14 protein-coding genes are annotated in these 15930 nt (G+C 63.7%); 4 read left to right on the forward strand and 10 right to left on the reverse strand.

What is annotated here, in order from left to right; translation table 11 throughout:
• Positions 1–393 precede the first annotated feature (393 nt).
• Complete coding sequence (locus tag QRN11_RS22320) at positions 394–1143, forward strand: DUF4241 domain-containing protein (RefSeq protein ID WP_285314539.1); 750 nt, start codon at positions 394–396, stop codon at positions 1141–1143.
• Between the two features lie 54 nt (positions 1144–1197).
• Here the strand turns inward: QRN11_RS22320 and QRN11_RS22325 are convergent, their stop codons facing one another.
• The 8 genes from QRN11_RS22325 to QRN11_RS22360 form a co-directional block, all read right to left on the reverse strand.
• Positions 1198–1785 carry a hypothetical protein gene (locus QRN11_RS22325; protein ID WP_285314540.1) on the reverse strand — a complete coding sequence of 196 codons (588 nt, stop codon included), beginning with the start codon at positions 1783–1785 and terminating at the stop codon, positions 1198–1200.
• A 134-nt stretch (positions 1786–1919) separates the two neighbouring features.
• Positions 1920–2894 carry a class 1b ribonucleoside-diphosphate reductase subunit beta gene (gene nrdF, locus QRN11_RS22330; RefSeq protein ID WP_050054849.1) on the reverse strand — a complete coding sequence of 325 codons (975 nt, stop codon included), beginning with the start codon at positions 2892–2894 and terminating at the stop codon, positions 1920–1922.
• 97 nt (positions 2895–2991) lie between these two features.
• Positions 2992–5112, reverse strand: a complete 2121-nt coding sequence (gene nrdE, locus QRN11_RS22335; protein WP_091419697.1) for a class 1b ribonucleoside-diphosphate reductase subunit alpha — start codon at positions 5110–5112, stop codon at positions 2992–2994.
• A 20-nt stretch (positions 5113–5132) separates the two neighbouring features.
• Positions 5133–5645 (reverse strand): class Ib ribonucleoside-diphosphate reductase assembly flavoprotein NrdI, encoded by a 513-nt coding sequence (gene nrdI, locus QRN11_RS22340; protein WP_285314541.1) that lies wholly within the window; start codon positions 5643–5645, stop codon positions 5133–5135.
• A gap of 51 nt (positions 5646–5696) precedes the next feature.
• Complete coding sequence (gene nrdH / locus QRN11_RS22345; protein ID WP_050054847.1) at positions 5697–5942, reverse strand: glutaredoxin-like protein NrdH; 246 nt, start codon at positions 5940–5942, stop codon at positions 5697–5699.
• Positions 5943–6342: 400 nt separating this feature from the next.
• Complete coding sequence (locus QRN11_RS22350) at positions 6343–7755, reverse strand: class I SAM-dependent methyltransferase (protein WP_285314542.1); 1413 nt, start codon at positions 7753–7755, stop codon at positions 6343–6345.
• Positions 7752–8477 (reverse strand): DUF1365 domain-containing protein, encoded by a 726-nt coding sequence (locus QRN11_RS22355; protein WP_285314543.1) that lies wholly within the window; start codon positions 8475–8477, stop codon positions 7752–7754. The genes QRN11_RS22350 and QRN11_RS22355 overlap by 4 nt, the downstream gene beginning before the upstream one ends.
• Positions 8474–9874 carry an NAD(P)/FAD-dependent oxidoreductase gene (locus tag QRN11_RS22360; RefSeq protein ID WP_285314544.1) on the reverse strand — a complete coding sequence of 467 codons (1401 nt, stop codon included), beginning with the start codon at positions 9872–9874 and terminating at the stop codon, positions 8474–8476. The genes QRN11_RS22355 and QRN11_RS22360 overlap by 4 nt, the downstream gene beginning before the upstream one ends.
• Positions 9875–9999: 125 nt before the next feature.
• Here QRN11_RS22360 and QRN11_RS22365 point away from each other — a divergent pair, with 125 nt between their 5' ends.
• The 3 genes from QRN11_RS22365 to QRN11_RS22375 are packed head-to-tail and all read left to right on the forward strand — an operon-like array spanning position 10000 to position 12198.
• A complete protein-coding gene (locus QRN11_RS22365; RefSeq protein ID WP_091419689.1) occupies positions 10000–10917 on the forward strand; it encodes a LysR family transcriptional regulator in 918 nt (305 codons plus the stop codon).
• A gap of 45 nt (positions 10918–10962) precedes the next feature.
• A complete protein-coding gene (locus tag QRN11_RS22370; RefSeq protein ID WP_091419687.1) occupies positions 10963–11469 on the forward strand; it encodes a DUF2004 domain-containing protein in 507 nt (168 codons plus the stop codon).
• Between the two features lie 18 nt (positions 11470–11487).
• Positions 11488–12198 (forward strand): DUF4386 family protein, encoded by a 711-nt coding sequence (locus QRN11_RS22375; protein WP_285314545.1) that lies wholly within the window; start codon positions 11488–11490, stop codon positions 12196–12198.
• 60 nt (positions 12199–12258) lie between these two features.
• Here the strand turns inward: QRN11_RS22375 and metE are convergent, their stop codons facing one another.
• Positions 12259–14589, reverse strand: coding sequence for a 5-methyltetrahydropteroyltriglutamate--homocysteine S-methyltransferase (gene metE / locus QRN11_RS22380; protein WP_285314546.1), 2331 nt, complete (start codon positions 14587–14589; stop codon positions 12259–12261).
• Positions 14590–14672: 83 nt separating this feature from the next.
• On the reverse strand, positions 14673–15638 hold the full coding sequence (locus tag QRN11_RS22385; RefSeq protein ID WP_142063067.1) for a methylenetetrahydrofolate reductase: 966 nt from the start codon (positions 15636–15638) through the stop codon (positions 14673–14675).
• Between the last annotated feature and the right edge of the window lie 292 nt (positions 15639–15930).

Below are 15930 nucleotides of genomic sequence, written 5' to 3' on the forward strand. Positions count from 1 at the left end.
TCCGTCTTTGGACCGATCTACCTTGGTCGGCATGCCGCTCACAGGCGAATCGGAAACGGAACGCTCTCCTGTGCAGACAATTGCCCTGCGATCGGTGAGCCCGTAAACGGTGCGTAGCTTCCGCCACCAGTAAGGCATCCGCACCGGTGAAACGAACCTTTGGGTCCGGTTGACCCACCCACAGAAGCCTTTCGCCCTGACGAAGGAGTGGCAGAATCCGGCTTCTGGGATCGTTCATGCCACGAAGTGTTGCACAGCAGCGTGTCTACCGGAATGGGTACTCTTATGGACCGCTCCCCTCCAGTGCACGCCCGAGTGGTTGAGTCTCGAGGATGTGGGCAGTCCCCCGCGCGTCACGCTGCTGTCCTGCTGATGAGCCACGAGGATGACAGCATGGACATAGCCGATTTTTACGCCCTTCAGACGGGACCCGCACCCCTTGGCTCGGGAGCACCAGCAAAACTCACCGTTCACGATTTGGGAAACCTACGCGTGCCATCGGGCAACGTTGGCGCTTGTGATCCCTTCGTGTCCCTCGAATACCCGCTGGTTGTGCAGGTTCCGCCAGGTGACTTTCCCGTCCGCGTCACGGTCGCAGACGTCTCCGAGGAACAAGACGGGTCACACCTGCGCGAGGCATACCTTTCGCTGGTGCTCTCTGAAGCGGATTCGGTCACCGTGGAAGCGGTGCCAGGCCCAGACGGTCCGCCTCCTCCGGGTCACTACTTCACCGTGGGAGTGGACGCCGGGACCGTAGCCTTTGTCGATGCAAAAGCCGTGAAGCGCTGCATGCCCGACGCGACAACCTGGTACGAGGGGGTGTTCGATTCGGATGAAGCCGACTCCTGGTTCAGCCGTATGGACGCTGACGGACCCCACCCCGCCGGCACTGCAAACATAGTCATGCCCTTGGCATCGAACGGTGAGAATATCGTGCTGTCACACTCCGGCTGGGGTGATGGCTTCTACTGGCTCCTTCAAACCAAGGATGCCGAAGGCAACTTAACGGGCATCCACGTCGACCTCGCAGTCGTTGGAAAGTTCGACGAAGAACCCAACGACGACAAAGAGGCCCCAACGGATGCTGTCTCCACAGTTGAGAAGTCGAAGAAGAGCTGGCTGGCCAACTTGTTAAGGCGCTGATCGCCGACTGCTACGACTCCATGCGCAGCGTTGCGGTTCCCTAAGGTGTGGCACCTACTGGCCAATGGCCACCCTCTTCGCCCCGCACAAAAGCTGCAGTTCCCCGTCTGCGCTGTCCAGTCGGCAGTTCTGGTCTTTGACGCGAGGCCACCCGGAAATCTCGGGGGCGTCGCGGACCCGCTTGTAGTGGTACTCGTCGTGTCTTGTGTAGATGACGACGCTGTCGCCGTCGAACCCGTCCTGAGCGACGAGTACTGACTGCCCGCCCGCGGTGCTGACCTTCACGGTGTCGCCAATGCCGAATGCGCCTAGTGCGGCAAAGATGAACATCAGGCCGATGCACGGCACGGCGGCCGCGGCTGCCACCACGGCGGTCCACGCGACGATCCGCCGCGGCACCTTCCGGGGAATGCGGCTTATCACTGCCGGGAGCAGCAGCAGCAGCCCCACAGCCCCGGACAGGAGCGCCGCGATCAGGAACCAGTTGGCGATCGAGTCCGCTGGAATGCCGACGTAGAGGAGCATGCCCTCGCGCGCAGCAGCCCAGTACGCCTCATGGATGGCCTCGTACGCCCAAATACAGGGTGCCGCCACTACGATGAGCCCGATCCCACAGAACTCCCGGCGGCTAAAGCGCCTCATCCAGTACCTCACCGGCGGAACTTCAGCCTGCCTGCGATATCCGGGTCACCGAGCCACCAGTACAGTACCCGGCGGATCCGCGGCCTTCGACGTGCGGCTCAAATCGACGAATGCCGTTCTGCATCTTGAGTGACTTAGAAGTCCCAGTCCTCGTCTTCGGTGTTAACTGCCTTGCCGATCACGTAGGAAGATCCGGACCCCGAGAAGAAGTCATGGTTCTCGTCAGCGTTCGGCGAGAGTGCGGACAGGATGGCCGGGTTCACGTCGGTAACGGAGGACGGGAACATCGCCTCGTAGCCAAGGTTCATCAGGGCCTTGTTGGCGTTGTAGTGCAGGAACTTCTTGACGTCCTCGGCCAGGCCAACGCCGTCGTAAAGGTCGTGCGTGTACTGGACTTCGTTTTCGTACAGCTCGAACAGCAGCTCGAACGTGTAGTCCTTGATCTCCTGCTTGCGTTCCTCGGACAGGCCTTCCAGGCCCTTCTGGAACTTGTAGCCGATGTAGTAGCCGTGCACAGCTTCGTCGCGGATGATCAGGCGGATCAGGTCAGCGGTGTTCGTGAGCTTGGCGCGTGAAGACCAGTACATGGGCAGGTAGAAGCCCGAGTAGAACAGGAAGCTCTCCAGCAGCGTGGAAGCCACCTTACGCTTCAGGGGGTCGTCGCCCTGGTAGTAGTCCATGACGATCTGGGCCTTCTTCTGAAGGTTCGAGTTCTCAGTGGACCAGCGGAACGCCTCGTCGATCTCCTTCGTGGAGGCCAGCGTGGAGAAGATGGAGGAATAGCTCTTGGCGTGCACGGACTCCATAAAGGCAATGTTGGTGTACACAGCCTCTTCATGCGGGGTGAGCGCATCCGGGATCAGGGAGACAGCGCCGACCGTGCCCTGGATGGTGTCCAGCAGAGTCAGTCCAGTGAACACGCGCATGGTGAGCTGCTGCTCAGCGGGCGTGAGGGTGTTCCATGACTGGACGTCATTGGACAGCGGCACCTTCTCCGGCAGCCAGAAGTTGTTGACAAGCCGGTTCCAGACCTCCACGTCCTTGTCGTCCTGGATGCGGTTCCAGTTAATGGCCTCGACGTGGCTCAGCAGCTTGACCTTCTCGGTCATGTCATCCCCTAAACGTTGGGTGGGTTTCTCTAAGTTAAAGCGTACGACGGCGGGCGGGCGCCCGCCGTCGTACTTCACGAGTTAGTTGAAGCTACAACTACAGCATGCAGCTGACGCAACCCTCCACCTCAGTCCCTTCCAGCGCGAGCTGGCGGAGACGGATGTAGTAGATGGTCTTGATGCCCTTTTTCCAGGCGTAGATCTGGGCCTTGTTGATGTCACGGGTGGTAGCGGTGTCCTTGAAGAACAGCGTCAGCGACAGGCCCTGGTCCACGTGCTGGGTGGCCGCGGCGTAGGTGTCGATGACCTTCTCGTAGCCGATCTCGTACGCGTCCTGGTAGTACTCCAGGTTGTCGTTCGTCAGGTACGGCGCCGGGTAGTAGACGCGGCCGATCTTGCCTTCCTTGCGGATCTCGATCTTGGACGCCACCGGGTGGATCGAGGAGGTGGAGTTGTTGATGTAGGAGATCGAGCCGGTGGGCGGCACAGCCTGCAGGTTCTGGTTGTAGATGCCGTGCTCCATGACGGAGGCCTTCAGCGCCAGCCAGTCAGCCTGCGTGGGGATGTGCACGTTCTTGAACAGCTCGCGGACCTTCTCGGTCTGCGGCACCCACTCCTGCTCCGTGTACTTGTCGAAGAACTCGCCCGAGGCGTACTTGGACTTCTCGAAGCCGCCGAAGGTTTGGCCCGTCTCGATGGACAGCAGGTTGGACGCGCGGACGGCGTGGTACACCACCGAGTAGAAGTAGATGTTGGTGAAGTCCAGGCCCTCTTCGGAACCGTAGTGGACCCGCTCGCGGGCCAGGTAGCCGTGGAGGTTCATCTGGCCCAGGCCGATGGCGTGGCTCTGGTCGTTGCCCTTGGCGATGGACGGCACAGAGGTGATGTTGGACATGTCCGAGACAGCCGAGAGCGAGCGGATGGCCGTCTCGATGGTCAGGCCGAAGTCCGGCGAGTCCATGGTCTTGGCGATGTTCAGCGAGCCCAGGTTGCAGGAGATGTCCTTGCCGGTGTCAGCGTAGGACAGGTCATCGTTGTACGTGGTGGGCTGGGAAACCTGGAGGATCTCCGAGCACAGGTTGGACATGATGATCTTGCCGTCGATCGGGTTGGCCCGGTTCACCGTGTCCTCGAACATGATGTACGGGTAGCCGGATTCGAACTGGATCTCGGCGAGGGTCTGGAAGAACTCGCGGGCCTTGATCTTGGTCTTCTTGATCCGGGAATCGTCCACCATCTCGTAGTACTTCTCGGTGACCGAGACGTCGGAGAACGGCATCCCGTAGACGCGCTCCACGTCGTAGGGCGAGAACAGGTACATGTCCTCGTCCTTCTTGGCCAGCTCGAACGTGATGTCCGGGATGACCACGCCAAGGGAGAGGGTCTTGATGCGGATTTTCTCGTCCGCGTTCTCCCGCTTGGTGTCCAGGAACCGGTAGATGTCCGGGTGGTGCGCGTGCAGGTACACGGCACCGGCACCCTGGCGGGCACCGAGCTGGTTGGCGTAGGAGAAGCTGTCTTCGAGGAGCTTCATCACGGGGATGACGCCGGAGGACTGGTTCTCGATCTGCTTGATCGGGGCGCCGACTTCGCGGATGTTGGTCAGCGCGAAGGCCACGCCGCCGCCGCGCTTGGACAGCTGCAGGGCGGAGTTGATGGAGCGGCCGATCGACTCCATGTTGTCTTCGATGCGCAGCAGGAAGCAGGACACCAGCTCGCCGCGCTGCTTCTTGCCGGCGTTCAGGAAGGTGGGAGTGGCCGGCTGGAAGCGGCCCTCGATGATCTCGTCCACCATCTGCAAGGCGAGCTGCTCGTTGCCGCGGGCCAGGTGCAGGGCAACCATGCACACGCGGTCCTCGTAACGCTCCAGGAAACGCTTGCCGTCGAACGTCTTCAGCGTGTAGGACGTGTAGAACTTGAACGCGCCCAGGAACGTCTCGAAGCGGAACTTCTTTTTGTAGGCGCGGTTGAACAGGTCACGGATGAAGTTCATCGTGTACTGGTCGAGGGTTTCGCGCTCGTAGTAGTCATTCTTGACCAGGTATTCGAGCTTCTCTTCCAGGTCATGGAAGAACACGGTGTTGTTGTTCACGTGCTGCAGGAAGTACTGGTGGGCGGCCTCGCGGTCAGCCTCGAACTGGATTTCGCCGCTGGGACCGTACAGGTTCAGCATCGCGTTCAGCTCGTGATAGCCCAGGCCCTTGTAGGCGGCAGGCATCTCAGGCTTCTGGGCCCTGGTTACTTCTGTGTCTGCGACAGTCGTGTCCAAAACGTGTCCAATCCATTGTTTACACGGGTCACGTCGTCTGGCGTGCCCATTAATTCGAAGCGGTAGAGGTGCGGTACTCCGCACTTGGCGGCGATGATGTCCCCCGCCATGCAGTAGTTGTCCCCGAAGTTTGTGTTGCCGGCCCCGATCACGCCGCGGAGCAGCTGCCTGTTCTGCGGGTTGTTCAGGAACCGGATGACCTGCTTTGGAACGGATCCTTCTCCCCCGGTGCCGCCATATGTTGGCACCACCAGCACATAGGGCCGGGTGGCAAGGAGGGGTGCGTCCTTCGGGAGCAGCGGAATCCGGGCCACCTCACGGCCAAGCTTCGAGACGAAGCGGCTGGTGTTCTCGGATGCCGAGGAAAAGTAGATGAGCTGACTGCCGGTGACAACCGCGGAAACCGGCTCCGCAGCATCCACGCGCTGAGCCGCGTGAAAGTGCTGTGCCTTGTACGATTGCTCTGCTGCTGGTGCTGCCATGGGAGTCACCTCAGCTGGTTGACGTTTGCCGGCAGGAAAAAGTGTGGCCCCTTAGGCCACGGAGGAAACTGCGGAGAGTGCCAGTTCCTCGATCTTGTCCGGGCGGAAGCCTGACCAGTGGTCCTGGTCCGTGACCACAACGGGGGCCTGCATGTAACCCAGTGCCTTCAGGCGCTCGAGGGCTTCGGCGTCCTGGGAGATGTCAACGCTCTGGTACGCGATGCCCTTCTTGTCGAGAGCCCGGTAGGTGGCGTTGCACTGAACACAAGCAGGCTTTGTGTAAACCGTTACGGTCATGGTTCCTGTCCCCTTTTCTGGAAAACTTGCTCGTCCGGTGTTCCCGCCCAAGCTGTATGTAGATACTACATCTAGTGCAGACGCCTCTTCGGAACCCCAAGATGATGTATTACAAGTATGTCATTTAATGCACTTTTAATCCACAGGCCGAGGCCTTCAAAATGTCCGGAATCCCGCTGTTTTTGCGGACGGAATCCACATCCTGTGGAGTACTTAGCCACAATTAACGCCCAGCGTGTCGTGGAAAAGACGGCGTGTCGCGCCTGCCGCGGGGAGTACCGGCGGAGTGCCAAGGGCACCAAAAAGGGGCTCCGAAGTGACCTTCGGAACCCCTTCTGGTGATCAAACGCACGACGCCGGCCGGCGGCCAGGTGCCGGACCCCGCCATAGGCATGGGCTGCTAGAGCTGGACCTCCCGGCGGTCCAGCACAACCTGCTGCACATCAAGGTAGCCGGACTGGAAGCCTGCCCGGGAGTAGCACAGGTAGAACAGCCACATCCGCTGGAACACCGCATCGAAGCCGAGCTCCGCCACCTCGCGGGACCCCTCCAGGAACCGCTCCTCCCACAACCGCAGGGTGGCCGCATAGTGGTCCCCCATGCCCATCCGCTCCCGCACGCGCAGGGTGGTGTGCTGCTGGGTCACACTCTCGATGGCCCGGACGGACGGCAGGAAGCCGCCGGGGAAGATGTACTTGTGGACCCAGGTGTAGGCGTTCCGCGTGGCCAGCATCCGGCCGTGCGGCATGGTGATCGCCTGGATAGCCACCTTTCCGCCCGGCGCCAGGACCCGGTCGATAGTCTGGAAATAGATGGGCCAGTATTCGTAGCCCACGGCCTCGATCATCTCCACGGACACCACGGCGTCGTACTCGCCTTCCACCGCGCGGTAGTCCTGCAGGGCCACCGTCACGCGGTCCGCGTAGCCGGCTGCCGCGATCCGCTCCTGCGCGAGCGCCTGCTGCTCGCTGGAGAGGGTGACGCTGTAGACAGTGGCGCCGCGCGCTGCTGCCCGCAGTGCCAGTTCGCCCCAGCCGGTGCCGATTTCCAGCAGCCGGGTGCCCTCACCCACGCCGGCTTTATCCAGCAGCCTGTCGATTTTTGCCCGCTGCGCTTCCGCCAGGGCGTCCCACCCCACGGAGCCCAGGGAGCCCGCGTCAGCCGGGAACAGGGCTGAGGAGTAGCTCATGGTGGCGTCGAGGAAGTTGGAGAACAGGTCATTGGAGAGGTCGTAGTGCCGGGAGATGTTGCTCCGTGTGTTCTGTTCGGCGTTACGCTCCTGCCGCGGGGTACGCGGCAGGTAGAGGGTGCGGAGTTTCTGCAGCGGGGCAGGAATCAGCCTGTCCACCGATGCGGCGAACACCTCGAGGACACCGGCCAGGTCGCTGGCTTCCCAGTCGCCGGCCATAAAGGACTCCCCCAGCCCGATCAGGCCATTGTCCCCAATCCGGGCTTCAAATGCCTCCGGCCGCACCATCACCATCACTGGCGCATCCGGGCCGCCCGTCCCCAGGACAGCACCGTCCGGATATTCCACCCGCAGGGGCAGTCGCTTCACTGCCCCCTTGAAAAGGAGCCCGGCGGCCTTCCCGGCGATCGCGGCCTTGGCTCCCGACGGCGGTTGTGCCACTCCCGGCCACAGGTCCGCGTCGATGGAAGCGGGCGACGCCGGCACCCCCTTTGGGTTCCATGTTCCGGCCAGTTGCGTGATGCCCTGGTCCGGCGCCGGCTTCACGGCGTTGCGTTCAGCCTGCTGCGCGGCTTTTTCCCGGAGAGGAGCTGCAGCCGTTTCGTTGTCGTCCGTCATTGTCATTGAACTGCCTCCTGTGAGGGGTGGTGTGGTCTGGCGACGACGGGCAGGCGTCTTGCCCAGAGTGTAATGCCCTGTACCCGGATGAGGGCGGAAACCAACAGCGGCGCGGCTGGGACCGTCAACGCAGCCGCCAGGATGTTCCGCACGGTGGCGGGCCGTCGTTTGCCGTCCACGCTGGCCACGAAGGGCCGGTGGCCTTCTCGTTCCAGAACGATGGACACGGACAGCCGCTCCCCCGGCGGGGGCAGCTTCATCCGGTACTGCCCGTCCACCTCGTTGAACGGTGAAACGTAGAACGCCTTCGGCACCGAGGCACGCCCGGAGATGTCTGTCCTGAGCAGGTAGCAATGCCGCTCACCGTACGTGTTGTGGACTTCGGCGACCACGCACTCAAGCTCTCCGTTGGAGCGGTAGCACCAGAAGAGCGTCAGCGGGTTGAAAACATAGCCGAAGACCCTGGCGCTGGTCAGCATGTGGATAGGGCCGCCGTCGGGCTCTATCCCCTGCGTACGCAGGTACCGCTCCACGTTGCTGCGGATGGTGGCGTCCGGATCGCCCAGATGGTCGCCGGACCGGAACACGGCCAAAGGCCGCATCAGCAGCGGAAGCCGCGGAAGGTTGTCAACGTCCACGAACCAGCTGTAGCTGCGGTAGGTGAACGAGTTCTTCAAGGGGGTGTGCCGCACGTGGGAGATCGAGATGCGGTAGATCGCTGCGCTCATGCGGGTTCCGCTGCGGGAAGAAGCTCCCGCTCCCCGCCGTCCAGGGATTCAAACGGATCAGCAGGCAGGGCAATAGGCCAGGAGCGTCCCAGCGATTCAGCGGCCCGGACGCCGGACAGTGCGCCATCCTCGTGGAAACCCCAGCCGAGGTACGCGCCGGCATAGGCAATGCGGTTGTCGCTGAGTGCCGCGATTGCCTGCTGTGCCTGCACCGATTCCGGAGTGTACTGCGGGTGCTCGTAGACCATCCGTTCCAGGACGGCGTCATCGGCGATGAGTTCGGACTCCCCCAGGCTCACCAGATACGGCTTGCCGTCCAAGGGAGTCAGCCGCTGCAGGCGGGTGAGGTCGTAGCTGACCAGGACCTTGTCCGGCCGGGCTTCGCAGGACGGAAGCCGGTAATTCCAGGATGCCCTGGCGTTGTCGGCGGACGGCAGGACAGCAGGGTCCCGGTGGAACACTGTGTGGTTCACCGAATACGGCATCCCGCCCAGCGCTTCCTTTTCATCAGGGGTGGCGTCGGCCAGGAACCCGAGCGCCTGCGCCGGGTGGGTTGCGATGACAACGGCCTCGAAATCCTCGACGCCGGCTTCCGTCACCACTTCGATGCCCAGCGCGTGCCGCCGGACGGCGGACACGGGCGAGTTGAGCCGGACATCCGGCAAGGTGGCCGCCAGCTTCTCCACGTACCGCGCCGAGCCTCCCGTAACCGTGCGCCACTGGGGGGAGCCCTTGACGCCCAGCAACCCGTGGTGCCCAAGGAACGTGAAGAGATAGCGGGCCGGATAGGCCAAAGCGGTGGTGGGGTCGCATGACCATACGGCGCTGACCACCGGGGTCATGAAGTGGGAAACGAAGTAGGGGCTGAAGTTTTCACGCTCGAGGAACTGCCCCAGGGTCAGTTCGGGAACTGCCTCGTCCGGGCTGACCGAGGCGACCGGGGCGGTGTTCAGCAGCGCCCTGGCCTTGCGGTAGAAGCGGGTGACCTCCAGCAGCATCAGCAGGTAGCGGCCCCGCAGCAGGCTGGACGGGCGGGCGATGATGCCGCGGGCACCGCCGCGGGCACCGGCGTATTCCAGCCCGCAGCCGTCGCAGCGGATGGACATGCTCATTTCGGAGTCCTGGGTTTCCACCCCCAGCTCGGCAAACAGCCGCAGCAGCGTGGGGTACGTCCGCTCGTTGTGGACGATGAACCCGGTGTCCACACCGAGAACCGAGCCGTCCGGTTGCGGCATATCGTGGGTGTGGGCGTGCCCGCCCAGCCGCGAATCCGCCTCGAACAGGGTGACGTCGTCCTCGCGGTTGAGGACGTAGGCGGCCATGAGGCCGGCGACGCCGCTGCCGATGACGGCCACCCGCCGTCGTCCGCCTCCGCTTGCTGCTGGGTCAGGTGACAATTGATGCTCCTCTGCTGAACATTTGCCAGTGATGGGTATACAGAGGGAAATTCGCAGCGCCCGGGCCGCCGGATGGGTGCGGGCTTCAGCTTCTTCGGCAGGAGGCGGCAGAGTACTGTGGGCTGGTGGTAAATCCGGTACACCTGAAGACCCTCCTGGAGGTCACGCGGCTGGGCTCGTTCGCGGCCGCTGCGGCAACGCTTGGCTACACCGCCTCGGCCGTTTCGCAGCAGATGTCCGCGCTGGAACGGGACACCGGCGTGGTCCTCTTCCAGCGCTCGGCGCGCAGTGTGGTGCCCACGGAAGCCGCCGTCGTGATGACCCGGCACGCCGCGAAGGTGCTCACGGACATCGAGGCACTCATGGCAGCCGCCTCCAAAACCCAGGATTCGGCGCACCAGGAACTGCGCCTCGGAATCTTTCCCAGCCTGGCCACCTTCGTCCTGCCTCGGATCCTGAAGAATCCAACGTGGAAGAACCTGGGCATCGACCTGAAAGTCTCAGTCGCTGAGCCCGGCCAGACCATCCAGGGGCTGCGCACCGGCGGCGACCTGGACCTGGCAGTGGTTTTCCAGGTGGGCCAGACCGGCTTCGCCTGGCCCAACACGATTAACAGGCAATGGATCGGCGACGACGACTTCCGGGTGGTGCTGCCTGCCGGCTGGGGCTTCCGCGCCGATGCGAAAGTGGCCGCCGACCACCTGTCCGAGATGCCCTGGATCATGCACCACCCCGGCACAGCCGACGCCATGGTGATCGAACGGCTCTTCGCCGGCTGTAACCTGCACCCCCGGGTTGTGGCCCACAGCGATGACTTCCATGCGAGCCTGGAGATGGCTGCTGCCGGGTTAGGAGCGGCGCTGGTCCCCGAGCTCGCGCTGCGCAACAAACCCGCCGGCGTGGTGGTGCTGGACGTCCCGGAGATCCGGCTTGCCCGCAACGTTTTCGCGCTGCTGATCAACGACAGGAAAACCGCCAGGGTACAGCTGTTTGTCGACTTACTGGCCGAGACCTTCGCCGGGATGCCCAAGGCGGTGAATTAGGTCCGAACGCTGGAATGCACCGCTGTTCGGGTCTATGTTGAAACTATGAACAAGGTAGCGAGCCAGCACTTTGGCGAGATCGAGCTCAATCACGGCAGCGATCACAACATCGCTGCCAAACATGAGCTGCGGGGCCATCCGCTGGAGATCGACCTGAACATCACCGCCCACGACCACTTCGACGAGGCGGCACTGCGCAAGGTGGATTACCGCCTGCGGTTCCTGCCCGAACTGGTGGACGAGGTGCGGGACATGATCGCGGAGGAGCTGGACCAGGAAGGCACCAGCCCGCAGGAATACCTCCATTTCCACTGCAACGCGCTCAAGGATGAGCACCTGCACAAGGTTTTTGGTGTCCAGGAACGGAGCCAGCTCACCAAGGAAGTGTTCCTCAAAGCACTGAAGCTCGGCCACGTGGGCATCTACCCCGGCCAACCCGAACGCTACTTTGTGATGGACTTCACCCTGGGCGAGCACTTCACCGATGAAGTCCTGGTGGCCTCGGCGGACGAGGACGGCGTCGTGGACGACGAGATCGTCTGGGAGTCCTAATACCCGGGATGGTGGGCCATGGGCGAAACCAAAGCCGGCGTCTGGCGGCTTGCCGGGTCCCTGCTCCTTGCGGGTGTGCTGGTGTCGATCCTGGCCGGGCTGCTGCACGCCGAGTCACACGACGCGAACGACCATCCCGCCTCGTTCACTGCCTATGCCAACAGTGATGCCTGGACTGCGGTCCATCTGGGGCAGTTTTTTGGCATGGCACTGGTCTGCGCCGGACTCGTAACTCTCTGGTCCGCCCTGGACTTGCGGCGTGGTGCGCGGGCGTGGACTGCCGGCATCGGGGCTCTTGCTGCTGCCCTCGCGCTGTCACTTTACGGCGCGCTGCAGGCAGTTGACGGCGTTGCCCTTAAGCAGGCGGTGGATTCGTGGGCTGCCGCTGCGGAGCCCGACAAGGCGGCACGTTTCGCCACAGCCGAGGGGATCCGCTGGCTTGAATGGGGAATGCGCAGCTACCAGAGCTTCCTGCTGGGCATCGCACTGATTCTCCTGGGCGCCGCGGTGGCCATGCGTCGGCGGGTCTCCCGGGTCATAGGCTGGCTGATGGCGCTGTCCGGGCTGGCATATTTGGCGCAGGGCTGGATCATCGGTGAACTGGGTTTCGCCGCCGCCAATTCGCTGCCAACCCTGATCGGTATCATCGCCACCGTGATCTGGACGATCTGGCTTGCGGTCAGTGCCTGGAGGATGAAGGAGACGACGCCGGCCGGTCACCTGGGGTGACCGGCCGACGACGTCGGTGCTTCAGCACACGTCAGCCACCGTTCTTGGTTTGCTGTTGTTTTACTTCGCCGCTTCCAGCAGTCCGGCGCGGACCGTCTTGGTGGCCTCGACCAGGTTCCGCAGGGATTCCTCGGTCTCAACGTAGCCGCGGGTCTTCAGGCCGCAGTCCGGGTTGACCCAGAGCTGGCGGGACGGAACGTGCTTCACGGCGGTGCTGAGCAGCTCAGTCACTTCCTCGGTGCCGGGAACGCGCGGCGAGTGGATGTCGTAGACACCAGGACCAACGCCGCGGCCGAAGCCGTGGGACTCAAGGTCGTGCACAACCTCCATGCGGGACCGGGCGGCCTCAATGGAGGTCACGTCCGCGTCCAGCCCGTCGATCGCGTCGATGATCACGCCGAACTCGGAGTAGCAGAGGTGTGTGTGGATCTGGGTGGCGTCGGCCGCACCGGCGGTAGCCAGGCGGAAGGAGTCCACGGACCACTTCAGGTACTCGGCGTGGTCTGCCTTGCGCAGCGGAAGGAGTTCGCGCAGGGCAGGCTCGTCCACCTGGATGACCTTGATGCCGGCGGCTTCGAGGTCGGCGATCTCGTCGCGCAGGGCCAGGCCGACCTGGTTGGCCGTCTCGCCCAGCGGCTGGTCGTCGCGGACGAAGGACCACGCCAGGATGGTGACCGGACCGGTGAGCATGCCCTTCATCGGCTTGCTGGTCAGGGACTGCGCGTACTCGGCCCACTTCACCGTGATGGGGGCGCTTCGGGTCACGTCGCCCCACAGGATGGACGGACGGGTGCAGCGCGAGCCGTAGGACTGGACCCAGCCGTGGACGGTGACGTCGAAGCCTTCGAGGTTCTCAGCGAAGTACTGCACCATGTCGTTGCGCTCGGGCTCGCCGTGCACCAGGACGTCGTAGCCCAGCTCTTCCTGCAGGTCCACAACGCGCTTGATCTCGTCCTTCATGAGCTTCTCGTACTGCTCGTCAGTCAGATCGCCCTTGTTGTTGCGGGCGCGGGCCGAACGGATCTCCGACGTCTGCGGGAAGGAGCCGATGGTGGTGGTGGGCAGCGGCGGCAGGTGCAGCGACTCTTCCTGGGCGGCTTCGCGGACTGAGTACTCGGAGCGGGCGAAGTCCGCGGCGGTCAGGGCTTCGGTGCGTGCCCGGACGTCTGAACGGCGGACGCCTTCGGCGGTGGCGCGGGAGGCGATCACTGCCGTTGCATCGTCGATGGCTGCTTTGGCGGAGGCGGGGTTGGCCAGGTACTCGGCGAGGGTCTTGACCTCCACGGCCTTCTGGTCGGAGAACGCGAGCCAGCTGCGGAGATGCTCGGACAGTTGGGTTTCCTCGGCGACGTCGTGCGGGACGTGCTGGGTGGAGGTGGACGTCGAGACGGCGAGCGTGCCGGCGGCTTCCTTCAGTGCGTCCAGCTTCGCAGCGGAGGCGGCGAGGTCGTTGCGCCAGATGTTGTGGCCGTCCACGACGCCGGCAACCAGGGTTTTGTTGCCCAGGCCCGCCAGGGCGGCGGCGGAGGGTACGGCGCCCTTGAAGACGTCGATGTGAAGGGCCTCGATGTTGGTGGCTGCGAGGGTGCCGAGCTGGCCGTCGAGCGAGCCGTACGGGGTGGACACGAGGATCTGCGGGCGGTTGGCCGCTGCGGTCAGGACGTCGTAGGCGCGGGCCACGGCTGCTTCGATGTCGCCGGCCGGGGTGTCCTGGTCAACCACCAGGGCGGGTTCGTCCAGCTGGACCCAGCCGGCCCCGGCTGCTGCCAGCTTCTCGAGCAGCTGCACGTAGACGGGCAGGATGTCCCCGAGGCGGGACAGCGGGTTGAAGCCGGCCGGGGCGTCGTCGGAGGCCTTGGAGAGCAGCAGGTAGGTGACCGGGCCAACGAGGTACGGGCGGGTTTCGATGCCGTTGGCCAGGGCGAAGGCAAACTCGTCAACCTTGGCGGCGGAGGCGAGGGTGAACTCGGTTTCCGGACCGATTTCCGGCACCAGGTAGTGGTAGTTGGTGTCGAACCACTTGGTCATTTCCAGCGGCTGCTGTTCCTTGCTGCCGCGGGCCAGCGTGAAGTAGCCGTCGATGTCCAGCTGTCCCTCAGCGTTGAGGAGGTTGCCGAAACGGGCCGGCACGGCGCCGAGGTGCGCGGTGGTGTCCAGGACCTGGTCGTAGTAGGAGAAGGTGCCGGGCACGGCGGCGGCTTCGGTCAGGCCGAGTTCCTGCAAGCGCGTGGCGATGGTCAGCTGGATGTCCTTGGCGGCGGCGTCCAGGGCGGCGGCGTCGATCTTGCCGGCCCAGTAGGCCTCGACGGCCTTCTTGAGCTCGCGGCGGCGGCCGATACGGGGGTAGCCAAGGAGTGAGGCGGACGGGAAGGGCGTGTTGTTTTCAGGCATGACAAATCCTCAGGTAGGAGCTGGGTTTGAAACTTTGGGCTTTATAGCCGGGGTCTAGAGCGCGGGGTGCTTCGCGGAAATCGTCAGCTGGCGAGCTGGCGCCGGGCGAGTGCGTCCCGTCGGATCCCGGAACGGGAATGCCGCGGAAGTGCCAGTTTGTCCAGCACTTCCAGTGCGCTTTGGTGTTCATTGAAGGTGTAAAGGTGGATGCCGGGCGCGCCAGCATCCAGGGCGGCGTTGGCCAGGTCCACGGTGGCATCGACGCCAATGTGGAGGCGTTCGATGTCGTTGTCCGCGGCGGCCAGGCGTTCCATCAGTTCCGCTGCGGGCTCCACGCCCGCCAGCTCACCCAGCCGTTTGAGGCGGCGGAGGCTGGTCAGCGGCATCACGCCGGGAATGATGGGGATGGTGACTCCGGCCCGGCGTGCCCGGGTGAGGAGGTCGGCGTACTGCTCTGCATGGAAGAAGACCTGGGTGATGGCGAAGTCTGCGCCGGAACGCTGCTTTGCGAGCAGCACCTCGACGTCGTGCTCCTCACTCGGTGATTCCGGGTGCCTGGTGGGATACGCCGCCACGCCAACCGCAATCTTCCCGGCGCACAGCAGTGCCGAACGGCGCTGCTCTACGCGGCGGATGAGTTCGATCAGGTCCTGGGCGTACCGCAGGGCTCCGTCGACAGGTTCGCCGCCGTCCTTGGGAAGATCGCCGCGCAGCGCCAGGATGCCGCGAACGCCGGTGTCCAGCAGTTCGCCGATGATGCCCGCCAGTTCCTGCGGCGTGTTGCCAACGCAGGTCAGGTGGGCCAGCGGCCGGAGGGTGGTTTCGAGCAGGAGCCGGTTGATAAGTTCGACGGCGGTGTCCCGGTTGGAGCCACTGGCACCATAGGTGACGGAGACGTAGTCAGGCTCGGTGGTTTCCAGTTCCCGGATGGTGGTCCAGAGCGTTTCCGCGGCTGCCGGCGAACGGGGCGGGAACAGCTCGTAGGAAAGCGCCACGGGGGCGGCTTCGGAGAGATTCGGGTGTGTGTCGATAAGGCTTGGTGGCGACATTTGCATCCTTGGCTTTGGGCCATTGGAGGTTCCCTGTCAGAAACTGGGCGGGGACCGGCAATGAATTTGAGTTTGGGGAACACGAAAAAACTCCACAAGGACGCAGCCGCGACTGTTACGCCTGGAATGAAGTTGTCCGTGAGCAAATGTCAGGCCCACATGGGGGCACCCACACCCTCCGCAACGGAGGATCGCTGACACGTTACCGCGGTAACTTGTATAGAACTCTATGGGCGGCCGGAGGAGCTTTCAAGTCGGGGTCCGAATTAAGACGCAGTCTTACGCCTTGTTT

It is taken from the genome of Pseudarthrobacter sp. fls2-241-R2A-168, from assembly GCF_030209335.1.
Taxonomy (GTDB): domain Bacteria; phylum Actinomycetota; class Actinomycetes; order Actinomycetales; family Micrococcaceae; genus Arthrobacter.